The sequence below is a fragment of the Enterobacter sp. KB-280D8 genome, assembly GCF_041399405.1.
Taxonomy (GTDB): Bacteria; Pseudomonadota; Gammaproteobacteria; order Enterobacterales; family Enterobacteriaceae; genus Enterobacter; species Enterobacter cloacae_N.
This window is the reverse complement of the sequence record NZ_JBGKEC010000003.1, coordinates 292115-312329: the sequence shown is the minus strand read 5'-3', so window position 1 is coordinate 312329 and position 20215 is coordinate 292115. Positions and strand designations below refer to the sequence as shown.

Here is a 20215-nt window from a genome sequence, read left to right as displayed (position 1 = left end):
CGATGCTAAACCATTGCACCGGCACGTAATTGCTGTAACAGGCGCTCTACGGGAGCCGCCAGCCCGACTGATGGCGGTTGCGCTAAGTTATACCAGAGAGCGGTGCCTTCATCCATGCACGAGGTGAATGAGGACACGGGAAGCCACATCGGGACAATATCCAGATGGAAATGGCTGAAGGTATGGCGAAACGCGGTCAGCTGCGTCAGGTTATCGGCAGCAATCCTGCGCTTTTGAAGCCACTCACGCAGCAAGTCTTCATTTTCAAACTGTGGGAAGCAGTATAGACCACCCCACAGACCGCTCGGCGGACGCTGGGCAAGGAACACGTCGTCGCCGTGCTGCATCAGCAGCATATAGCCCGTGCGCTCCGGCAGCGTCTGTTTGGGTTTCTTACCCGGATACTGCGCCCATGAATGGTTGGCGTAGGCCACGCAGAGGTTGTTTACCGGGCAGAGTTCACACTTAGGTTTTGAACGCGTGCAGACCATTGCGCCGAGATCCATCATCGCCTGGTTGAAACGCTCGACGCCGTTGGCCGGGGTGACCGTTTCACTTATTTCCCAAAGACGTTTCTCAACGTCCTTCTTACCCGGCCAGCCGTCGACGGCATAAAAGCGGGCCAGCACGCGCTTCACGTTGCCGTCGAGGATCGGGAAATGCTTGCCTAAAGACAGGGAGAGAATGGCGCCCGCGGTTGAACGCCCGACGCCGGGTAAGTCCGCCACCTCGTCGAAGGTTTCCGGGAATTTGCCGTTGTGGCGCGTCGCGACCTGCTGTGCGGCCTTGTGCAGGTTACGCGCCCGGGCGTAGTAGCCAAGACCGGTCCACAGGTGCAGCACCTCGTCCAGCGGGGCGTTGGCCAGATCGGTCACCGTCGGGAAGCGCGCCATAAAACGCTCGAAGTAAGGGATCACTGTGGCGACCTGCGTTTGTTGCAACATCACCTCGGAGAGCCATACTTTGTACGGCGTTTTTTCAATTTGCCAGGGCAGGGTTTTACGCCCGTATTTGTCGTACCAGTCCAGCACCTGGGCTGAAAATTGAGAGGCTTGCATGGTCATCGATTCGCATAATCAGGGACGCAGATTGCAGCACAGCGTCAATCTGCTGTAAACCGGATCTTTCCCATGCTTGCATAGAAGCCTTAACTTTGGATAATGCCCGTTTCCCGAACATTCTCACAAGCAGACAACTCTTTTATGAAAAACGACGTCATTTCACCGGAATTTGATGAAAACGGTCGCCCGCTGCGCCGTATTCGCAGCTTTGTCCGCCGTCAGGGCCGCCTGACAAAAGGGCAGCAACATGCGCTGGATAACTACTGGCCGGTGATGGGCGTTGAGTTCAGCGAGCAGCCTCTGGACTTTGCCGAGCTGTTTGGTCGCGACGCGCCCGTCACGCTGGAGATCGGCTTTGGGATGGGCGCCTCGCTGGTGACCATGGCGAAGGCGCGTCCTGAGCAGAACTTCCTCGGTATTGAGGTGCACTCCCCGGGCGTGGGCGCCTGTCTCGCAACCGCCCATGAAGAGGGCGTTGAGAACCTGCGCGTCATGTGTCACGACGCGGTGGAAGTGCTGCATAAAATGATTCCTGACAATTCTTTAACCATGGTTCAGCTCTTTTTCCCTGACCCGTGGCACAAAGCACGTCATAATAAACGCCGTATCGTTCAGGCACCGTTTGCTGAGCTGGTAAAAAGCAAGCTCAAACTGGGCGGTGTCTTCCATATGGCGACCGACTGGGAACCTTATGCGGAACATATGCTGGAAGTGATGTCATCGCTGGATGGGTATAAAAACCAGTCTGTGAGCAGCGACTATGTACCGCGTCCGGACTCGCGTCCGGTAACGAAATTTGAACAGCGTGGCCATCGTCTTGGTCACGGTGTATGGGACTTAATGTTCGAGAGGGTGAAATAATGGCAAAGAATCGTAGCCGTCGTCTGCGTAAAAAGATGCACATCGAAGAATTCCAGGAAGTGGGCTTCTCCGTTGCGTGGCGTTTCCCGGAAGGCACCAGCGTTGAGCAGATCGATCAGGACGTGGATGCGTTCATCAACGAGGTGATCGAGCCAAACAAACTGGCCTTCGACGGTAGCGGCTATCTGGCCTGGGAAGGTCTGATCTGCACCCAGGAAGTGGGTAAATGCACCGAAGAACATCAGGCGCTGGTACGTAAATGGCTTGAGGACCACAAGCTGGAAGATGTTCGCGTCAGCGAACTTTTCGACGTTTGGTGGGACTAATAAAGCAGTAAGGGGCCAGCATTAGCTGGCCCATTTTGTCTGAGGGAGTGTTTAAGATGCGCAAAACGTTGCTGGCTGTTGCTTTGATGGCAACCGGATTCACCGCCCATGCGGATTATCAATGTAGCGTCACCCCGCGTGATGACGTGGTGTTAAGCCCGCAAACCGTGCAGGTCAAAGGCGAAAACGGCAACCTGGTGATTACGCCGGAAGGGAACGTCACCTTTAACGGCAAACAGTACACCCTGACTGCCGCACAGCGCGAGCAGGCGAAAGACTACCAGGCCGATTTGCGTACCGCGCTGCCGTGGATTAATGAAGGCGCGCTGACGCGCGTTGAGAAAAGCCGCGTCGCGCTGGATAAGATCATCACCAAAGAGGTGGGGGAGAGCAGCAACATGCGCACCCGCCTGACGAAGCTGGACAAGCAGCTTAAAGAACAGATGAACCGCATTATCGAGACGCGCTCCGACGGCCTGACGTTCCACTATAAGGCGATCGATCAGGTCCGTGCTGACGGGCAGCAGCTGGTGAATCAGGCCATGGGCGGCATCCTGCAGGACAGCATCAATGAGATGGGGGCGAAAGCGGTGCTGAAAGGCGGCGGTAACCCGCTGCAGGGCGTGCTGGGCAGCCTGGGCGGCTTGCAGACCTCGATTCAGAACGAGTGGAAGAACCAGGAAAATGATTTCCAGCAGTTCGGCAAAGACGTGTGTAAACGTGTGGTGTCGCTGGAAGACAGCCGGAAGGCGCTGGTGGGGACGCTGAAGTAATTTACTTCACCCCTCACCCTAACCCTCTCCCCAAAGGGGCGAGGGGATGGTTTGCTCCCTCTCCCTTTCAGGGAGAGGGCCGGGGTGAGGGTTGCAGCATTTGCAGTGTTTCAAGGATCTTTTCTAACACCGCCTCTTCGTTATCCCAGAGTTCGTTGTTCCAGAAACGAATGACGTACCAGCCCTTTCGATTTAGCCAGAGCGTCCTTTGACGATCGTATTCCTGATTCTCATCATGTTGCCCGCCATCCAGCTCAACAGCCAGACGAGCCGCGCAGCAGGCGAAATCCAGAATGTAATTACCTACCGGATGCTGTCGACGAAATTTATAATTTTCGAAACGGCGGCTGCGCAGTAGATACCAAAGCCGCCTTTCTTCTTTTGTCAGCTCACGTCTGAGCTGTTTTGCATAAGAACGAGTAATTTCCATCCCCACACTCTGCCAGCCTTTCCCTCAGCCGGCAGAACGGGATGCAAAATCCTGAATCAGCCTTCAGGAATCTTCGGTGAGGAACAGCTCAAGAAGGGAGTTTAAGAACAGTTTGCCGTGTTCGGTGATCTGCCAGTATTCCTCGCTCTCGGTGAGATACCCCTGCGCCAGCGCCTCGTCGATCTGCGGGCGGATCACCGACTCCGGTAGCCCGGTGTACAGCGCAAACTCCGCGCGCGGGGCGGCTTCCAGCAGGCGGAAGCGGTTCATAAAGAACTCAAACGGCTTATCCGCCGCTTCGACGTCGTGCTGACGCTCCAGGTAGCGGCCTTCCATATACCCGCGCGGGTGGCGGGTTTTAGCCGTGCGCAGAATACGTCCGTCCGGGAAGGTCACCTTGCCGTGCGCGCCGCAGCCAATCCCCAGATAGTCGCCGAAGCGCCAGTAGTTCAGGTTGTGCTGGCACTGGTAGCCCGGCTTCGCGTACGCGGACGTTTCGTACTGCTGATAGCCCGCAGCGGTCAGAAGCCTGTGACCCTGCTCGAAGATATCCCACAGCGCGTCGTCGTCCGGCAGCACCGGCGGGCGCGAGCCAAACAGGGTGTTAGGCTCGATGGTGAGCTGGTACCACGACAGGTGCGGCGGGTTCAGTTCAATTGCCTGGCGCAGGTCGTCCAGCGCCTCTTCCAGCGACTGATCCGGCAGGCCATGCATCAAATCGAGGTTAAAACTTCGAAGATTAAGCCCGGTCGCCAGGTTTGCCGCGCGCTTGGCCTCTTCCGGGCCGTGAATGCGCCCCAGACGTTTTAGCTTTGGTTCGCTAAAGCTCTGCACGCCGATGGAGATGCGGTTCACGCCCGCACGCTGATAGTCGACAAAACGGTCGGCTTCAACGGTGCCGGGGTTGGCTTCCATCGTAATTTCCGCATCCGCCGCCAGGTTCAGGCGCGCACGCACGCCGTCCAGCAGCGTCTGCATCGCCGGGCCTGACAGCAGGCTCGGCGTACCGCCACCAATGAAAATGGTCTTAACTTCACGTCCCTGTGCGTAAGGTACATCGGCGTCCAGATCGGCCAGCAGATGCGCAACGTAATCATCGTGCGGCACTTCGCCCTTCAGCGCGTGCGAGTTGAAATCGCAATACGGGCATTTCTGCACGCACCACGGGATGTGAATATAAAGACTCAGAGGCGGCAAATTAGCCATTACGCAGTGCTTCCAGTAACAGTTTCAGCGCGCGTCCACGGTGGGATATCGCGCTTTTCTCTTCGCGGGTCAGTTCCGCGGCGGTTTTTCCCTCGGTCGGGACAAAGAAAATCGGGTCGTAGCCAAAGCCGCCGTTGCCAGCCGCTTCACGGGTAATCACGCCCGGCCAGCTGCCGTGGCAGACAATAGGCGTCGGGTCTTCCGCGTGGCGCATATAGACCAGTACGCAGTGGAACTGCGCGGTGCGCTGTTCGTCCGGTACGTCTTTCAGGGCGACAAGCAGCTTTTCCAGATTCTGCTGGTCGGTGGCGTCCACGCCGGAATAGCGTGCGGAGTAAATTCCCGGCGCGCCGCCGAGGAAATCCACGGCCAGACCGGAGTCGTCGGCAATCGCGGGCAGGCCGGTGACCTGTGCGGCATGGCGCGCTTTCAGGATCGCGTTTTCGATAAACGCCAGCCCCGTCTCTTCGGCGGACTCCACGCCCAGCTCGGTCTGAGCCACTACGTCCAGCCCAAAATCATTTAATAGCGAGGCCAGCTCGCGCACTTTACCGGCATTACCGGTCGCGAGAACAACTTTCTGCATGGTTTAGTCCTGTTCTGTCAGAGCCGCGACTTCCGTCGGGATAGATTGCGGATTAAGGATTTTTACCTGTTTATGTCGCCCAAGTTCACCTTTTTCAATGATGACCTGGCTTTTGGCGACGCGAAACTGTTTTGCCAGATATTTGGTCAGATGCGCGTTCGCCTGGCCGTCAACCGGCGGGGCGGTGATGGCGACCTTTAACTCGTCGCCATGCAGCCCGACAATACTGTCACGGCTGGCTTTCGGCTGAATATACAGCCGCAAAACCAGCCCGTCAGCGCAGGTGCTTACTGCACTCATAGCGCCATCCACAGCCCCGGCAGCAGCATGTCGCCCGTAGACTGAAGCAGCTCGGCGATCCCCATGTTGATCACATAGAGCAGCAGAACCAGAATCATCGGGGAGAAGTCGATGCCGCCCATAGACGGAAGCAGGTTGCGGATCGGACGCAGCAGCGGCTCGGCCAGCTGAATCAAGGCGTACTCTACAGGGCTACGGCCTTGGCTCACCCAGCTCATGATCGCCATAACCAACAGCACCCAGAAGATCAGCAGACCGACGGTTTTGATCAGAATCAGGACGGCGGCAATCCAGATAATCGGCTGGAAGGTGATGACCATAAACAGCACGATGGCTTTGATCACGCTCAGAATAAACGCCACCAGCAGCGAAGCGCTATCGATGGGCCCCATTGCCGGGATAATACGGCGCAGCGGTCCGACGACAGGTTGCGTAATTTTCACGACAAACTGGGAGAACGGATTGTAAAAGTCACAGCGGGCCCACTGCATCCAGACGCGTAGCAAAAGCGCCATCGTATACAGCTCAATGACCGTTGAGAGCAGGAAAGTCAACGTCTTCATGGCGTTCCTCAGGTTTCCTTATTATTTGGTGTAGTCGCGCGCACCGAAAACGGCTGTGCCGATGCGCACCATAGTGCTGCCTGCCGCGATGGCGGCTTCCATATCATCCGACATGCCCAGTGAAAGCGTGTCTACCGTTTCATAGCGCGCTTTAAGCGCCTCAAATGCTACAGCCATTTGCTGTGCCACGGCAAACTGCCTTTCATAACTTGACTCAGGCGCCGGAATTGCCATCAGCCCGCGCAGGGTTAAGCGAGGCAGGGCGGCCACCTCTGCGGCCAGCGCATCCAGCTCGCTCAGGGCGATGCCGGACTTGCTGTTTTCATCACTGATGTTGATCTGAATCAGCACGTTAAGCGCAGGCATCTCTGCCGGGCGCTGGTCGCTCAGGCGTGTGGCAATACGCAGACGGTCAACGGTATGGCACCAGTCGAAGTGCTCTGCCACCAGACGGCTCTTGTTCGACTGCAGTGGGCCAATAAAGTGCCACTGCAGATCAGAAGTACCCTGCTCCTGGAAGTAGCGAATTTTATCCACGCCTTCCTGCACGTAGTTTTCGCCAAACGCCCGCTGGCCTGCCGCAATGGCTTCTGCGATGGCGCTCGCAGGCTTTGTTTTGCTGACTGCAAGTAGCGTAATTTCTTCTGAAGCACGGCCGCAACGCGTTGCTGCGGCTGAGATTTTGTCCCGAACCTGTGCCAGGTTATGCGCAATGTCGTTCATTTTCCGAGGAGTAGTCTATGGATGTGGAAGAAATTGTGGCCCTTAGTGTAAAGCATAACGTCTCCGATCTACACCTGTGCAGTGATTTGCCACCCCGCTGGCGCAGATTAGGCCGCCTTGAACCGGCGCCGTTTCCGCCGCCTGATGTCGGGGCGTTGTTGAAAGCGTGGCTCAACGACGAGCAGCAGGGAACCTGGTGGGCAAACGGGCAGGTCGATTTTGCCGTGACGGTGGCGGAAGACCAGCGTCTGCGCGGGAGCGCGTTTAAGCAGATGAAGGGGATATCCGTCACTCTGCGGCTGTTGCCGCGCACCTGTCCGCAGCTTTCCTCGCTGGGTGTGCCGCGGGCCATTCCCGAACTCTTGTCCAGCGACAACGGGTTGGTTCTGGTAACGGGAGCGACCGGCAGCGGCAAATCCACCACGCTGGCCGCAATGGTCGATTTTCTCAACCGCCATACTGACGGCCACATCCTCACGCTCGAAGATCCGGTGGAGTTTATGTACCAGAGTGAACGTTGCCTGATTCAGCAGCGGGAGATAGGCCAGCACAGTCCATCATTTGTGGAGGCGCTGCGCAGTGCATTACGCGAGGACCCGGACGTTATTTTACTGGGTGAGCTGCGCGACAGCGAAACAATCCGCCTGGCGCTGACGGCGGCGGAGACCGGGCATCTGGTGCTGGCGACGCTCCACACTCGCGGGGCATCGCAGGCAATTGAACGGCTGGTCGATACGTTCCCGGCGCAGGAGAAAGATCCGGTGCGTAACCAGCTGGCCGGCAGCCTGCGGGCGGTGCTGGCGCAAAAGCTGCTTCCCGATCTGCAGGGCGGGCGCGTCGCGTTGTATGAACTGCTGGTGAACACCGCAGCGGCGGCGAATCTTATTCGTGAAGGAAAAACGTGGCAGCTGCCCGGCATTATTCAAACCGGCCAGCAGGCAGGAATGCAGAACTTTGACCAGAGCCTGGCGGAGAGACGGGCACAGGGGCGGCTGTAGCCCCCTTCGTTTAAAAGCCCTGTTCGAAATAGCTTTCGAGGATGATGACGGCTGAAGCGGAGTCTACGCTGCCCTTGTTGAGCGCCCGGAAGCCACCGTGCTCAAACAGGCCTGCACGCGCTTCGACGGTGCTGAGACGCTCGTCGTGAAGCTTCACCGAGACGCCAAAGCGGCCATGGATTTTATTGGCGAACTTACGCGCCCGGGCGGTCAGCGGTTGTTCCGTGCCGTCCATGTTCAGCGGCAGCCCAACGATAACGTCATCCGGCTGCCACTCTTTGAGCAGACGTTCGATAAGATTCCAGTCTGGCGTGCCGTCGTTGGCCTTCAGGGCCGTGAGCGGACGCGCGGTACCGGTGATGCGCTGACCCACGGCAACGCCAATGCTTTTGGTGCCAAAATCGAAGGCCAGAAGTGTTCCGCTCATCAGGCGTGCCCCGCTACGCCTGGCATGGTCAGAATATCAATGCCAATCAGCTTTGCCGCGTCACGCCAGCGATCGGCTATCGGGGTTTTAAACAGAATATTCATGTCCGCAGGTGCGGTAAGCCAGGCGTTATCGAGGATCTCTTGCTCAAGCTGGCCTTTTTCCCACGACGAATAGCCCAGCGCCACCAGCACCTCAGAAGGCTGCTCTGCGGTACCCAGCGTCTCAAGTACGTCGCGCGAGGTCGTGATCACGGTGTTGTCGGAGATGCGAATGCTGGACGAGAAAACCGGCGGGGTATGCAGAATAAAGCCGCGATCTTCTGCAAGAGGTCCACCCAGCATCACCGGTTTATCAAGCCGAATTTCCGGCAGGCGCTCTTCAGCCGAGATTTTCAGCTTGTCCAGAATCCCTTCAACCTGCAGGTTTTCCAGCGGCTTATTGATGATAATGCCCATTGCGCCGTCTTCATTGTATTCACAAATATAAACCACGGCGCGGCGAAAAATCGGATCCTGGAGAGCAGGCATGGCAATAAGAAAGTGATGCTGTAAATTCATTGTCAGAGGTACTGTTTCCTGGTTTAAAAAGCGACAGCGCCCAGTATGGGGATAAACCCGGGCGCTGTCACAGATTATTTCTGTAAACGTTTTTCGATCGCGTCCATCAGCATTCCGGTGATCGAGATCGGGAACTCCGCTTCGATTTCGCGAATGCAGGTTGGGCTGGTGACGTTCACTTCAGTCAGGCGATCGCCGATGATATCCAGGCCAACGAAGATCAGGCCTTTGGCTTTCAGCGTAGGGCCGACGCGGCGGGCAATTTCCCAGTCGCTTTCGGTCAGCGGACGGGGTTCACCACGACCACCGGCCGCCAGGTTACCGCGGGTTTCGCCACCCTGCGGAATACGCGCGAGGCAGTAAGGCACCGGCTCGCCGTCTACAACCAGCACGCGTTTGTCGCCATCTTTAATGGCAGGCAGATAGTTCTGCGCCATGCAGTAACGGGTACCCAGTTCGGTCAGCGTTTCGGCAATCACGCCGATGTTCGGATCGCCTTCCTTCACGCGGAAGATAGATGCGCCGCCCATGCCGTCCAGCGGCTTCATGATGATGTCGCCGTGCTTCTGCCAGAACTCTTTCAGCTGCGCTTTGCTGCGGGTCACCAGCGTTTCCGGCGTCAGGTCAGAGAACCAGGCGGTGTAGAGCTTCTCGTTGCAGTCGCGCAGGCTCTGCGGCTTGTTGACGATAAGCGTCCCTTTCTCTTCGGCACGCTCAAGGATGTAGGTGGAGTAGATATATTCGGTATCGAACGGCGGATCTTTACGCATCAGGATCACGTTGAGGTCGGCCAGGGCAATGTCCTGCTCGGTGCCAAACTCGTACCATTTGTCGTAGTCCTGCTCGACGTTAACGATGCGGGTGCGCGCGCGGGCTTCACCGTTGATCAGGTAAAGATCGTTCATCTCCATATAGTGGAGCTCATAGCCGCGACGCTGCGCTTCCAGCAGCATAGCGAAGCTGGAATCTTTTTTGATGTTAATGTTTGCGATGGGATCCATCACGATGCCGAGCTTTATCATGTTCTTCTCCGTTAATACTTCAACCCAGGTCGCCAAACCGCACCTGTAGCGCGGTGATGGCCGTGAGTGCCGTTGTCTCAGTGCGCAGAACGCGAGGTCCCAACAGAATATCAGTAAACTGGTAGCGCGCCGTCATCGCAATTTCGTCCGCCGACAGGCCACCTTCGGGGCCAATCAGCAGCCGAACGCGCTCGACGGGCAGCGGCAGCGTATTGATGCTGGCGCTGGCGCGCGGATGAAGATTGAGCTTCAGCCCGCTCTCTTCTTCTGCACACCAGTCCTCCAGATCCATTGCCGGGCGGATCTCCGGGATTCGGTTGCGGCCGCTCTGTTCGCAGGCCGCAATGGCAATTTTCTGCCACTGCTGGATCTTTTTATTCAGACGTTCAGCATCCAGTTTAACGCCACAGCGCTCGGAAAAAAGTGGCGTAATGAGGCTTACGCCCAGCTCAATGGATTTTTGAATGGTGAACTCCATCTTTTCCCCGCGCGACATCACCTGCCCAAGGTGGATGTGCAGCGGCGATTCACGGTCGTCCACTTCACCGCGCAAGACATTTACATGCACGCTTTTTTTATCCGCCCGCGTGATTTCCGCGTCGAAAACCTGATTAGAGCCATCGAACAGCTGTATTGCCTGGCCTGCCCCCATGCGCAGCACGCGGCCAACGTGGTTAGCGGCGTCATCAGACAGGGCGATTTCGCGGCCTGCGGTAATCAGTTCAGGGTGGTAAATGCGGGGAATGCGCATAGTCAAAAATTCCATATGTCATGCGATATAAGCGAATTGCCGTAGTGTAGGTTAGCTCTTTTGCGCCTGGCAAGCCCGCTGGACGTACGGGTTATGATTCCCCTGGACTCTGGCAATGCGTTCGTCGCGCTGGCATTCCCATTCCGTCACCGGATACTGCTTGTCCCAGGCATTGAACAACTGCGTCTGCTGGCGGGAGAGGTTGAGGTCATAACGGTCACGCATATAGAAGTAGGTGCGGGCGATGCTGCCGCGCGCGCGGGCAGGGGGCTCGGCGACTTTCTCTTTAAAATCCACCTTCATGCCGCACTGGCCGTACTGGCCTTCGCCACCGTTCCACTGGCTGTACATAAAGTTACCGCGGTCGCCGTTCACTTCACCAACCGCAGGTTGCAGGTTATGCATATCGCTTTCCATCTGGCGATATACCGGATCTTTGGCGCAGTTTTTACGTCCGCCGTCCTGCCAGCACTGGCGCTGGTGGCCAAACTGCCAGGCCGGAACGACATGCTCCCATTCGATGCGGCTGGCGCGGTTTTCGTTTTTACGCACCTTATAGCCGCATGACTCAAGGTCAACGACCCCTTTTTTGCCCTGCCAGTTAATTTTGCAGCCGCAGTAGAAATCGCCCGGCACATCGGCGTTCACCTTCACGCCTGCTGCCTTGGCCTGGGAAAAACTGTTGATACCGTCGGCCATTGCCTGGCCGGAAAGCGCCGTCGTCAGAAAAGCGACCGCAAGAGAGAAATTACGGGACATCTTACACTCCGTGTCAAAACGAGCCCGCAACGTAACGAATGTTGTTCCCGTATGCAATCAGTCAGATCAGGAAAGTTCCTGAAAGTTCAGGCGATTACTCCGCGACCAGCGGTTCGCCGCATTTGACGCAGCGGTAGGTCGCTTCACCGCGCACCACGCGATTATGGCGGCGGACGGTAAGCTGGTGCTGCTGGCACTGGCAGCGGTAGGGGAAGGTATTGCGGCGCACTGATTCCAGCTCGAACTGATGGGTGCGGCGCGCCGGAACCCCAAGCACCGCCTCCATCATCCACTTCCACTCTTTTCCGTGGGGCGCGACGCGGCCAAAGTGCTTCCACACCAGAAGGTGCGCCAGCTCGTGCGGTACCACTTCTTCAATAAACGCCTGCTGGTTCTCCATCATCAGCACCGGGTTAAGGCGGATCTCGTATGATTCCAGCCAGGCGGTGCCTGCCGCGGTACCACGCTGCTGATAGACCAGCTTCGGTTCAGGATAGTTGCGGCCGAGCTTCAGATTCGCCTGAGCGAGTTTTTCCCGCAGGCTGCGCATAACGGCTTGCTGAATGGCGATGGGGAGACGGGGAGCTTTCATAGGGGCAGAGCATAAAGCGGGAAGCGGGGAGGCGCAAGAGGCGCCTCCCGCAATGAGGATCAGTCGTGTGCGCCGATTTCGCGCAGCGGACGACCTTTCATCAGGTTACGTTCAATGTGTTCCAGTGAAACGTGCTTAGTTTCTGGAACCAGCCAGATAGTCAGAACAATAAAGAAGATATTCAGACCGGCGTAGACCCAGAAGGTGTTCGCATTGCCCAGGGTGTTGAGCATGGTCAGGAACGTCGCGCCGACGATCATATTGGCAATCCAGTTGGTCGCGGTAGAGCAGGTGATACCAAAGTCACGCCCTTTCAGCGGCTGGATCTCCGAGCACAGCACCCAAATCAGCGGGCCGGCGCTCATCGCAAACCCGACGATAAACATCAGCAGCATCCCTACCGCGAAGTACTGGGCGGTTGGAGAGTGAATGCCCACATGCATCATGGTGCCCAGCACGCCCATGCCGATCGCCATGACCAGGAAGCCCAGCGTCAGAGTAGGCTTACGCCCCCAGCGATCCACCAGGCCGATGGCGATAAAGGTCGCCAGCACGTTGGTCAGGCCGACAATAACGGTGCCCCACATCTGCTCGGTGGTGTTGGTGTAGCCCGCCAGCTCAAAGATTTTTGGCGCGTAGTACATGATGACGTTCATCCCGGTGAACTGCTGCATCACCTGCAGCAGCACGCCGAGGAACACCGCACGGCGGAAGTTGCTGTTCTCTTTAAACAGCGCCCAGCCGGACTGTTTTACCTTCAGGCTTTCGCGGATCTCTTCCAGCTCGTTTTTCGCTTCAGCGCTGGTATCGCGCAGGCGAAGCAGCACGCGTTCGGCATCGACGAAGCGGCGTTTGGCGGCAAACCAGCGCGGACTGTCCGGCAGGAAGAAGACGCCAATCAGCAGCAGAATGGCCGGAATGATGATCACGCCGAGCATCCAGCGCCATGCGCCGCTGTAGCTGAACGCGGTATCGGACAGGTAAGCACCAAGAATACCGATGGTGATCATCAGCTGGTACATGGAAATCATGCTGCCGCGGATTTTCTCCGGCGCAATTTCAGAGAGGTAGAGCGGGGCGGTGTATGACGCTACGCCCACGGCCAGGCCCAGCAGCACACGGGAAAGGATAAGCACTTCAACGTTAGGGGCGGCTGCAGAGAAGAGGGAACCGGCGACGAAGAGGATCGCACCGATCATGAGGCTCTTTTTACGTCCGAGCTTGAAGGAGAGCCAGCCGCTGCCGACGGCCCCAACGGCCGCACCGAACATCATGGAGCTGACCACCCATTCCTGGGTATGCGCGTTAATCTGGAATTCGTCTGCGATGAAGGGAAGAGCGCCGGCAATGACGCCGATATCCAGGCCAAAGAGTAATCCTGCCAGGGCGGCGAGGAAGCAGACGAAGAATGTCATCGCCTTGTTGGACGTACGCCCCTGTTTTTTATTGTCAGGCATTATGCCCTCCAGTTGGGTTATCAGTTTTATTGATGTTTAGGGTAGGTGAGCGACCCATAAAAAGATGTGAGATTAATCACATTGGTGTAATCGGTTACACTAACCTGTAACCGTAAATAAAATTAAAGCTTTGAAAATATAGAGGTAAATGAGGTGATATGCATCGCGAAAGAATACATTTCAGACTTAACTGAAAGGAAATGTAACAGCAGAAGAAAGGCGATCATGCAAAGAGAATATTCTGAAAGCAGGATATATTCGGTGAGGTGTAATCGGTTCCAGTCGTGCGGCTTTTGGCAGGCACCCGATATAAAAAAGGCCAGCACAAAGGCTGGCCTGTCTAAAGCGCGCGTCAGTCGATTATTTCAGACCGGCAGCTTCACGCAGCAGAGCGGCTTTGTCGGTTTTTTCCCATGGGAAATGTTCACGACCAAAGTGACCGTATGCCGCGGTTTCCTGATAGATTGGGTGCAGCAGATCCAGCATCTGAATCAGGCCGTATGGACGCAGGTCGAAGAACTCGCGCACCAGCAGGGTCAGCTGTTCTGAAGGCACTTTCTCGGTACCAAAAGTTTCAACCATGATGGAGGTTGGCTCAGCCACGCCGATGGCGTAGGAAACCTGGATCTCACAGCGGTCGGCCAGGCCGGCAGCAACGATGTTTTTCGCCACATAACGTGCTGCGTACGCCGCAGAACGGTCAACTTTAGACGGGTCTTTACCGGAGAACGCACCACCGCCGTGACGCGCCATGCCGCCGTAGGTATCAACGATGATTTTACGACCGGTCAGGCCGCAGTCGCCCATTGGGCCGCCGATAACGAAGCGTCCGGTTGGGTTGATGAAGAATTTGGTCGCGCAGCTCAGCCATTCGGTCGGCAGAACCGGCTTAATGATCTCTTCCATCACTGCTTCCTGCAGGGATTTCTGATCGATATCTTCGGCATGCTGAGTAGACAGTACCACCGCATCGATGCCAACAATTTTGCCGTCGTCGTACTGGAAGGTCACCTGGCTTTTCGCATCCGGGCGCAGCCACGGCAGGGTGCCGTTTTTACGCACTTCAGCCTGACGCTGCACCAGACGGTGTGCGTAGGTCACAGGCGCCGGCATCAGCACGTCGGTTTCGTTGGTTGCATAACCGAACATCAGGCCCTGGTCGCCCGCGCCCTGTTCCAGCGGATCGGCACGGTCAACGCCCTGGTTGATGTCTGGAGACTGTTTGCCAATGGCGCTCAGTACCGCGCAGGAGTTGGCATCAAAGCCCATATCAGAATGCACATAGCCGATCTCACGCACCGTGTTACGGGTGATCTCTTCGATATCAACCCATGCGCTGGTGGTGATCTCACCGCCAACCAGAACCATGCCGGTTTTGACATAGGTTTCGCACGCTACGCGCGCTTTAGGATCCTGCGCCAGGATCGCATCCAGCACCGCATCGGAGATTTGGTCAGCAATTTTATCAGGATGTCCTTCTGATACGGACTCGGACGTAAACAGGTGTTTTGCCATGTTTTATTTCACCTAAGAGGAATTTGGTTAGCTCAAGCTGCTGTGTGGAATAGCCAAAGGAGATAATTCTACCAAGGCCTGCAGGTTTTTGACACTGGCAGTATGAGTGTTAATCAGTATAGATGGATTAACATCTGGATGGCTATTTTAGGTCACTTCTTCGCCCGATTTCCAGTTTTTTTTGATTCATCTCTCACTGCGTTGAAATGTCTGCTGGAAATTTTTCCTGACGGCGCTGGCAACCCGCGCATTTTTGTTTTGCTTTTTAGCCCCCTTCTCGGTATAAAACGCGGCGCGCGGCTCATACAAAAAAAGCGCTCGATGACCTCATCGTGTCGCCACTTCCAGCCGGGTTAAGCAGTGAACTTTTAGCTTTGGCTTGGGGTCCGTTTCAGCAGAGGCGGCCGTGGAGGTGATACGAGATAATGAACCATCGTTTTCCGCTAATTCAGCGCTGCCGTTCTGGCGCGCAATTGATTCCCGCAACCCGCATTTCTAGTCTGCAAACCTGCCGATGTTATACCCATCTCGGCGCTTCTCAGGATTCCAGGGCCGGTCACGCTTTGTGAAAACTGAACAAGGGCGCTCTTGTTAATACAAGAGTTTTCTCGTGGTTTCGCCGAACCTTGTCATACAGAGTTCGGATACGTGTTTTACAATGATATGAATAAGAAACCGGTCGCACGGTCTGGTTTTCAGCATACTCTGCTGGGAAACGGAGCCGTTTATGGGTTGTTATCGCCGTACAACGCTGCGATAGTAGTCAACTGTTTTACACTTAATACAAAGAGTTGAGGTTCGCTATGTCTGACGACATGTCTTCTTTTTCGCCTTCGTCAGCGGGCGAACAGGGTGTACTACGTTCTATGCAGGAGGTTGCGATGAGCTCCCAGGAAGCCAGCAAGATGCTGCGCACTTACAATATTGCCTGGTGGGGCAATAACTACTACGACGTCAATGAACTGGGCCACATCAGCGTCTGCCCTGATCCGGACGTCCCTGAAGCGCGCGTGGACCTCGCCAAACTGGTGAAAGCCCGCGAAGCACAGGGCCAGCGTTTGCCTGCACTGTTCTGCTTCCCGCAGATCCTGCAACATCGCCTGCGTTCCATTAACGCCGCGTTCAAGCGCGCGCGTGAATCCTACGGCTATAAAGGCGACTACTTCCTGGTGTATCCGATCAAGGTAAACCAGCACCGTCGCGTGATTGAATCCCTGATCCACTCCGGCGAACCGCTGGGGCTGGAAGCCGGCTCCAAAGCGGAACTGATGGCTGTGCTGGCGCATGCGGGCATGACCCGTTCGGTGATCGTCTGTAACGGCTATAAAGACCGTGAATACATTCGTCTGGCGCTGATTGGCGAGAAGATGGGCCATAAGGTCTATCTGGTTATCGAAAAGATGACCGAAATTGCCATCGTGCTGGAAGAGGCCGAACGTCTGAACGTCATCCCGCGCCTTGGCGTGCGTGCGCGTCTGGCGTCGCAGGGTTCCGGTAAATGGCAGTCCTCCGGCGGTGAAAAATCCAAGTTCGGCCTGGCGGCGAACCAGGTGCTGCAGCTGGTGGAAATTCTGCGCGAGCGCGGTCGTCTGGACAGCATTCAACTGCTGCACTTCCACCTCGGCTCGCAGATGGCCAATATTCGCGACATCGCCACCGGCGTGCGTGAATCGGCCCGTTTCTACGTTGAGCTGCACAAGCTTGGCGTAAATATTCAGTGCTTCGACGTGGGCGGCGGCCTGGGCGTGGATTACGAAGGGACCCGCTCGCAGTCTGACTGCTCGGTGAACTACGGCCTGAACGAATATGCCAACAACATCATCTGGGCGATTGGCGATGCCTGTGAAGAGCACGGCCTGCCGCACCCGACGGTGATCACCGAATCTGGCCGCGCGGTCACCGCCCACCATACGGTGCTGGTGTCTAACATCATTGGCGTTGAGCGCAGCGAAATCACCGAAGCGACGCCTCCGCAGGATGATGCCCCTCGTTCCCTGCAAAGCATGTGGGAAACCTGGCAGGAGATGCATGAGCCGGGCACGCGCCGTTCCCTGCGCGAATGGCTGCATGACAGCCAGATGGATCTGCATGATATTCACGTGGGTTATTCTTCAGGCACCTTCAGCCTGCAGGAGCGCGCGTGGGCGGAGCAACTCTACCTGAACATGTGCCATGAGGTGCAGAAACAGCTCGATCCGAGCAACCGCGCGCACCGTCCGATTATCGACGAGCTGCAGGAGCGTATGGCGGATAAGATTTACGTCAACTTCTCCCTGTTCCAGTCGATGCCGGATGCCTGGGGTATCGACCAGCTGTTCCCGGTTCTGCCGCTGGAAGGGCTGAACCACGCGCCGGAACGTCGTGCCGTGCTGCTGGACATCACCTGTGACTCCGACGGCGCTATCGACCACTACGTTGACGGCGACGGTATCGCAACGACGATGCCAATGCCGGAGTACGACCCGGAGAACCCGCCGATGCTGGGCTTCTTTATGGTCGGGGCGTATCAGGAGATCCTCGGCAACATGCACAACCTGTTCGGCGATACCGAAGCGGTTGACGTGTTCGTATTCCCTGACGGCAGCGTGGAAGTTGAGCTGTCCGACGAAGGGGATACCGTAGCGGACATGCTTGAATACGTTCAGCTGGATCCGAAAACCCTGCTTACCCAGTTCCGCGATCAGGTGAAAAACACTGGTCTGGACGACGCGCTCCAGCAGCAGTTCCTGGAGGAATTTGAAGCAGGTCTGTACGGGTACACGTATTTGGAAGACGAGTAAGGCATCCGCCTTTCCCCTCACCCCAGCCCTCTCCCCAAAGGGGAGAGGGTGTTCAATTTCCCTCTCCCCTTTGGGGAGAGGGTTAGGGTGAGGGGCAAAGACCGCACTATGCCCTATACTCACTTGAACCCGTATGCATTACCGGCGATAATTCGTCCCAATAAGCGATTTACGAATCAATCCCTTCCTCGTCGGGTTTAACGACGCGGAGGGGATTTTTTTTCATCTGTTTTTAACGCATCGACTTTAAACGAGGTCAGGACATGAGCACTTTAGGTCATCAGTACGATAACTCTCTGGTATCTAACGCGTTTGGTTTTTTACGTCTTCCGATGAACTTCCAGCCGTACGACAGTGACGCTGACTGGGTAATCACCGGCGTACCGTTCGATATGGCGACCTCTGGCCGCGCGGGTGGTCGTCACGGCCCGGCGGCGATCCGTCAGGTTTCCACTAACCTGGCCTGGGAGCACAACCGCTTCCCGTGGAACTTCGACATGCGCGAGCGCCTGAACGTGGTGGACTGCGGTGACCTGGTGTACGCCTTTGGCGACGCGCGTGAAATGAGCGAAAAGCTGCAGGCCCATGCTGAAAAACTGCTGGCCGCCGGCAAGCGCATGCTCTCCTTTGGCGGTGACCACTTCGTGACCCTGCCGCTGCTGCGCGCCCACGCGAAGCACTTCGGTAAAATGGCGCTGGTGCATTTTGATGCGCATACCGACACCTACGCGAACGGCTGCGAGTTCGACCACGGCACCATGTTCTTCACCGCGCCGAACGAAGGTCTGATCGACCCAAACCACTCGGTGCAGATCGGCATCCGCACCGAGTTTGACAAAGACAACGGCTTCACCGTGCTGGACGCGGGCCAGGTTAACGATCGCGGCGTGGACGATATTCTGGCGCAGGTGAAGCAGATCGTCGGCGACATGCCTGTTTACCTGACTTTCGATATCGACTGTCTGGATCCGGCGTTTGCACCTGGCACCGGTACGCCGGTCATCGGCGGCCTGACGTCAGACCGCGCGATCAAGCTGGTGCGCGGCCTGAAGGATCTGAACATCGTCGGTATGGACGTGGTGGAAGTGGCACCGGCCTACGACCAGTCCGAGATCACCGCGCTGGCCGCGGCGACCCTGGCGCTGGAAATGCTTTACATCCAGGCGGCGAAAAAAGGCGAATAAGCCTTACGCGCTCACTGCTGCTGCGCGACGCATGCGCAGCAGCAGCATTCCTCCTGCGAGCAGGGTAATGACCTGCGAGACGACCAGCACCGAAAAACCAGAACTGACCGACCCCACCGATTTCATCACCATCCCCATCAGCAGCGGAATAAACGCCGCGAAGATATTGCCTATCCCATTGATAATGCCGTACGCACTGCCCACGGCGTCCCGCGCGGCGTGATGTTGGATCACCGCAGGAATGGCGGCCCCCTGAAGTCCCCAGAACACATTGGCGGACAGCATAAACAGCGCCAGCCATGCGGGCTGATGGCTGAGCATCAGCCCGACCACGGACAGCGCCGTAAGCGTTCCGCCCACCACAAACAGCACCGGCGCCTTTTCCGGGCGCATTTTGTCGAGCAGCACGCCGCCCAGAAACTTAGAGCCCAGGCTCAGCAGGAAGGGGATCGCCGCAAGCATGCCGGTGGCATGCAGCGAGAAGTGATGCTCGTCACGCAGCCATGCGGGCAGCCACGCGCTGCTTCCCCACAGATAGCTCAGCGTGGCGATTTCAACCAGCAGGATCCAGCCCAGCAGTGGCGTTTGCCAGGCCAGGGTAAACGTCTTCATAAACCCCGGTTTTTTCATCTTCCCCGGACTGCGTGGCGCAGGCAGAAAGCGCCAGATAAGCCCGCCACCCAGCACCAGATTCATCACCGCGAGCGCATAAAATGACCCGGCCCAGCCCAGATGCGCGATCAGCCAGGTGACCAGCGGAAAGCCCACGGCCAGCCCGAGCGAGACGCCCAGCGCGGTCACGGCGTTGGGTTTGCCAATCTCTTCCGCGCCAAAGTTATCGCTAATAAAACGCGTCTTCAGCGAAAAGAGCGGTCCTTCGGCAATGCCCAAAATCACGCGGGCGATAAGCATCCCCATCAGCGAGCCGAGCAGGGGAGAGAACGCACAGACCGCGGCCCAAATCACAATACTGCCTAATAACCCCTGCCGATAATGAAGTTTGCTTTCAATAACCGGTGTTAATAATAAAGCCGAAAAACCATAACCCAGCAGAAAGCAGGTCATTAGCATGCCTTGTAACATTCTGTTTTCATTTAGCTGAAAATGTTCGGCAAATTCCGGGTTTAAAATCATTACCGAAATATTAACCCGGTCGACGTAGGAAATAATAATCAGTAATAACAGTGCAATTGTACCTTGCCATCTTGCCGTCATCATGCCCGCCTTACGTTTTCATTTATTTATATTTTTATCAAAGTGATTGTCACGGAACTAAAATGATTCACTGGTGAAACTAATTGTTTATTAAGGGTAAATTAAAATTTAGTTTCACAGGTGAAA

Annotated in this window: 24 protein-coding genes; 8 read left to right on the top strand and 16 right to left on the bottom strand. The window is 56.6% G+C overall.

Annotation, left to right across the window (positions count from 1 at the left end):
• Window positions 1–5: 5 nt before the first annotated feature.
• The gene (gene mutY / locus AB8818_RS11530) at window positions 6–1058 is read right to left on the bottom strand and encodes an A/G-specific adenine glycosylase (RefSeq protein WP_371199890.1); all 1053 of its coding nucleotides are present in this window, start codon (window positions 1056–1058) and stop codon (window positions 6–8) included.
• A gap of 144 nt (window positions 1059–1202) precedes the next feature.
• On the opposite strand from mutY, the gene trmB reads away from it, so the two are divergent.
• Genes trmB through AB8818_RS11515 form a run of 3 tightly spaced genes read left to right on the top strand, consistent with a single transcriptional unit; the run spans window position 1203 to window position 3021 of the window.
• Window positions 1203–1922, top strand: coding sequence for a tRNA (guanosine(46)-N7)-methyltransferase TrmB (trmB, locus tag AB8818_RS11525; protein WP_163329652.1), 720 nt, complete (start codon window positions 1203–1205; stop codon window positions 1920–1922).
• Window positions 1922–2248, top strand: a complete 327-nt coding sequence (locus AB8818_RS11520; protein WP_003862421.1) for a YggL family protein — start codon at window positions 1922–1924, stop codon at window positions 2246–2248. The genes trmB and AB8818_RS11520 overlap by 1 nt, the downstream gene beginning before the upstream one ends.
• A gap of 56 nt (window positions 2249–2304) precedes the next feature.
• Entirely contained in the window at window positions 2305–3021 is a 717-nt protein-coding gene (locus AB8818_RS11515; protein WP_163329651.1) for a DUF2884 domain-containing protein, read from the top strand.
• A gap of 67 nt (window positions 3022–3088) precedes the next feature.
• On the opposite strand, the gene AB8818_RS11510 is transcribed toward AB8818_RS11515, so the two are convergent.
• The 6 genes from AB8818_RS11510 to AB8818_RS11485 all read right to left on the bottom strand — a co-directional run bounded on the left by AB8818_RS11510 (window position 3089) and on the right by AB8818_RS11485 (window position 6829).
• The gene (locus AB8818_RS11510) at window positions 3089–3451 is read right to left on the bottom strand and encodes an endonuclease domain-containing protein (protein WP_045308346.1); all 363 of its coding nucleotides are present in this window, start codon (window positions 3449–3451) and stop codon (window positions 3089–3091) included.
• 63 nt (window positions 3452–3514) lie between these two features.
• Window positions 3515–4657 carry a radical SAM family heme chaperone HemW gene (hemW, locus tag AB8818_RS11505; RefSeq protein ID WP_116341966.1) on the bottom strand — a complete coding sequence of 381 codons (1143 nt, stop codon included), beginning with the start codon at window positions 4655–4657 and terminating at the stop codon, window positions 3515–3517.
• Window positions 4650–5243, bottom strand: a complete 594-nt coding sequence (locus AB8818_RS11500) for an XTP/dITP diphosphatase (protein WP_192982640.1) — start codon at window positions 5241–5243, stop codon at window positions 4650–4652. The genes hemW and AB8818_RS11500 overlap by 8 nt, the downstream gene beginning before the upstream one ends.
• 3 nt (window positions 5244–5246) lie before the next feature.
• On the bottom strand, window positions 5247–5543 hold the full coding sequence (gene yggU, locus AB8818_RS11495; RefSeq protein WP_014885193.1) for a DUF167 family protein YggU: 297 nt from the start codon (window positions 5541–5543) through the stop codon (window positions 5247–5249).
• Window positions 5540–6106: a YggT family protein gene (locus AB8818_RS11490; protein WP_116341962.1), complete on the bottom strand. Its 567-nt coding sequence runs from the start codon at window positions 6104–6106 to the stop codon at window positions 5540–5542. The genes yggU and AB8818_RS11490 overlap by 4 nt, the downstream gene beginning before the upstream one ends.
• A 21-nt stretch (window positions 6107–6127) precedes the next feature.
• Window positions 6128–6829: a YggS family pyridoxal phosphate-dependent enzyme gene (locus tag AB8818_RS11485; RefSeq protein ID WP_116341960.1), complete on the bottom strand. Its 702-nt coding sequence runs from the start codon at window positions 6827–6829 to the stop codon at window positions 6128–6130.
• Window positions 6830–6846: 17 nt separating this feature from the next.
• Here AB8818_RS11485 and AB8818_RS11480 point away from each other — a divergent pair, with 17 nt between their 5' ends.
• A complete protein-coding gene (locus AB8818_RS11480; RefSeq protein ID WP_371199889.1) occupies window positions 6847–7827 on the top strand; it encodes a type IV pilus twitching motility protein PilT in 981 nt (326 codons plus the stop codon).
• A gap of 10 nt (window positions 7828–7837) precedes the next feature.
• Here AB8818_RS11480 and ruvX read toward each other — a convergent pair whose 3' ends face one another.
• The 8 genes from ruvX to metK form a co-directional block, all read right to left on the bottom strand.
• Entirely contained in the window at window positions 7838–8254 is a 417-nt protein-coding gene (ruvX, locus tag AB8818_RS11475) for a Holliday junction resolvase RuvX (protein ID WP_021242076.1), read from the bottom strand.
• Window positions 8254–8814 (bottom strand): YqgE/AlgH family protein, encoded by a 561-nt coding sequence (locus AB8818_RS11470; RefSeq protein WP_020883695.1) that lies wholly within the window; start codon window positions 8812–8814, stop codon window positions 8254–8256. The genes ruvX and AB8818_RS11470 overlap by 1 nt, the downstream gene beginning before the upstream one ends.
• Before the next feature lie 74 nt (window positions 8815–8888).
• Entirely contained in the window at window positions 8889–9836 is a 948-nt protein-coding gene (gene gshB, locus AB8818_RS11465) for a glutathione synthase (RefSeq protein ID WP_192982637.1), read from the bottom strand.
• Window positions 9837–9855: 19 nt separating this feature from the next.
• On the bottom strand, window positions 9856–10587 hold the full coding sequence (gene rsmE, locus AB8818_RS11460) for a 16S rRNA (uracil(1498)-N(3))-methyltransferase (protein ID WP_014833222.1): 732 nt from the start codon (window positions 10585–10587) through the stop codon (window positions 9856–9858).
• A gap of 51 nt (window positions 10588–10638) precedes the next feature.
• Complete coding sequence (gene endA, locus AB8818_RS11455; RefSeq protein ID WP_166712308.1) at window positions 10639–11346, bottom strand: deoxyribonuclease I; 708 nt, start codon at window positions 11344–11346, stop codon at window positions 10639–10641.
• Between the two features lie 94 nt (window positions 11347–11440).
• Window positions 11441–11938 carry a SprT family zinc-dependent metalloprotease gene (locus tag AB8818_RS11450; RefSeq protein WP_003860035.1) on the bottom strand — a complete coding sequence of 166 codons (498 nt, stop codon included), beginning with the start codon at window positions 11936–11938 and terminating at the stop codon, window positions 11441–11443.
• Window positions 11939–11997: 59 nt separating this feature from the next.
• A complete protein-coding gene (gene galP / locus AB8818_RS11445) occupies window positions 11998–13395 on the bottom strand; it encodes a galactose/proton symporter (protein ID WP_045134809.1) in 1398 nt (465 codons plus the stop codon).
• Window positions 13396–13755: 360 nt separating this feature from the next.
• Window positions 13756–14910 carry a methionine adenosyltransferase gene (metK, locus tag AB8818_RS11440; RefSeq protein ID WP_192982634.1) on the bottom strand — a complete coding sequence of 385 codons (1155 nt, stop codon included), beginning with the start codon at window positions 14908–14910 and terminating at the stop codon, window positions 13756–13758.
• A gap of 138 nt (window positions 14911–15048) precedes the next feature.
• On the opposite strand from metK, the gene AB8818_RS11435 reads away from it, so the two are divergent.
• The 4 genes from AB8818_RS11435 to speB all read left to right on the top strand — a co-directional run bounded on the left by AB8818_RS11435 (window position 15049) and on the right by speB (window position 18874).
• Window positions 15049–15267 carry a hypothetical protein gene (locus tag AB8818_RS11435; protein WP_162874982.1) on the top strand — a complete coding sequence of 73 codons (219 nt, stop codon included), beginning with the start codon at window positions 15049–15051 and terminating at the stop codon, window positions 15265–15267.
• Window positions 15268–15573: 306 nt separating this feature from the next.
• Window positions 15574–15705, top strand: coding sequence for an acid stress response protein YqgB (gene yqgB, locus AB8818_RS11430; RefSeq protein WP_127312443.1), 132 nt, complete (start codon window positions 15574–15576; stop codon window positions 15703–15705).
• Window positions 15706–15713: 8 nt separating this feature from the next.
• On the top strand, window positions 15714–17690 hold the full coding sequence (gene speA / locus AB8818_RS11425; protein ID WP_116341952.1) for a biosynthetic arginine decarboxylase: 1977 nt from the start codon (window positions 15714–15716) through the stop codon (window positions 17688–17690).
• Between the two features lie 263 nt (window positions 17691–17953).
• Entirely contained in the window at window positions 17954–18874 is a 921-nt protein-coding gene (gene speB / locus AB8818_RS11420) for an agmatinase (RefSeq protein WP_008499737.1), read from the top strand.
• Between the two features lie 3 nt (window positions 18875–18877).
• Here speB and AB8818_RS11415 read toward each other — a convergent pair whose 3' ends face one another.
• Window positions 18878–20089, bottom strand: coding sequence for an MFS transporter (locus AB8818_RS11415; protein WP_192982848.1), 1212 nt, complete (start codon window positions 20087–20089; stop codon window positions 18878–18880).
• Window positions 20090–20215 lie beyond the last annotated feature (126 nt).

Coding starts and splice junctions, on each gene's coding strand:
- AB8818_RS11500 (WP_192982640.1), bottom strand. CDS start 5,243: ATGCAGAAAGTTGTTCTCGCGACCGGTAATGCCGGTAAAGTGCGCGAG.
- AB8818_RS11510 (WP_045308346.1), bottom strand. CDS start 3,451: ATGGAAATTACTCGTTCTTATGCAAAACAGCTCAGACGTGAGCTGACA.
- AB8818_RS11480 (WP_371199889.1), top strand. CDS start 6,847: ATGGATGTGGAAGAAATTGTGGCCCTTAGTGTAAAGCATAACGTCTCC.
- AB8818_RS11450 (WP_003860035.1), bottom strand. CDS start 11,938: ATGAAAGCTCCCCGTCTCCCCATCGCCATTCAGCAAGCCGTTATGCGC.
- AB8818_RS11515 (WP_163329651.1), top strand. CDS start 2,305: ATGCGCAAAACGTTGCTGGCTGTTGCTTTGATGGCAACCGGATTCACC.
- trmB (WP_163329652.1), top strand. CDS start 1,203: ATGAAAAACGACGTCATTTCACCGGAATTTGATGAAAACGGTCGCCCG.
- AB8818_RS11490 (WP_116341962.1), bottom strand. CDS start 6,106: ATGAAGACGTTGACTTTCCTGCTCTCAACGGTCATTGAGCTGTATACG.
- AB8818_RS11520 (WP_003862421.1), top strand. CDS start 1,922: ATGGCAAAGAATCGTAGCCGTCGTCTGCGTAAAAAGATGCACATCGAA.
- gshB (WP_192982637.1), bottom strand. CDS start 9,836: ATGATAAAGCTCGGCATCGTGATGGATCCCATCGCAAACATTAACATC.
- AB8818_RS11415 (WP_192982848.1), bottom strand. CDS start 20,089: ATGACGGCAAGATGGCAAGGTACAATTGCACTGTTATTACTGATTATT.
- AB8818_RS11470 (WP_020883695.1), bottom strand. CDS start 8,814: ATGAATTTACAGCATCACTTTCTTATTGCCATGCCTGCTCTCCAGGAT.
- metK (WP_192982634.1), bottom strand. CDS start 14,910: ATGGCAAAACACCTGTTTACGTCCGAGTCCGTATCAGAAGGACATCCT.
- mutY (WP_371199890.1), bottom strand. CDS start 1,058: ATGCAAGCCTCTCAATTTTCAGCCCAGGTGCTGGACTGGTACGACAAA.
- rsmE (WP_014833222.1), bottom strand. CDS start 10,587: ATGCGCATTCCCCGCATTTACCACCCTGAACTGATTACCGCAGGCCGC.
- yggU (WP_014885193.1), bottom strand. CDS start 5,543: ATGAGTGCAGTAAGCACCTGCGCTGACGGGCTGGTTTTGCGGCTGTAT.
- AB8818_RS11485 (WP_116341960.1), bottom strand. CDS start 6,829: ATGAACGACATTGCGCATAACCTGGCACAGGTTCGGGACAAAATCTCA.
- endA (WP_166712308.1), bottom strand. CDS start 11,346: ATGTCCCGTAATTTCTCTCTTGCGGTCGCTTTTCTGACGACGGCGCTT.
- yqgB (WP_127312443.1), top strand. CDS start 15,574: ATGAATAAGAAACCGGTCGCACGGTCTGGTTTTCAGCATACTCTGCTG.
- AB8818_RS11435 (WP_162874982.1), top strand. CDS start 15,049: ATGGCTATTTTAGGTCACTTCTTCGCCCGATTTCCAGTTTTTTTTGAT.
- ruvX (WP_021242076.1), bottom strand. CDS start 8,254: ATGAGCGGAACACTTCTGGCCTTCGATTTTGGCACCAAAAGCATTGGC.
- galP (WP_045134809.1), bottom strand. CDS start 13,395: ATGCCTGACAATAAAAAACAGGGGCGTACGTCCAACAAGGCGATGACA.
- speB (WP_008499737.1), top strand. CDS start 17,954: ATGAGCACTTTAGGTCATCAGTACGATAACTCTCTGGTATCTAACGCG.
- speA (WP_116341952.1), top strand. CDS start 15,714: ATGTCTGACGACATGTCTTCTTTTTCGCCTTCGTCAGCGGGCGAACAG.
- hemW (WP_116341966.1), bottom strand. CDS start 4,657: ATGGCTAATTTGCCGCCTCTGAGTCTTTATATTCACATCCCGTGGTGC.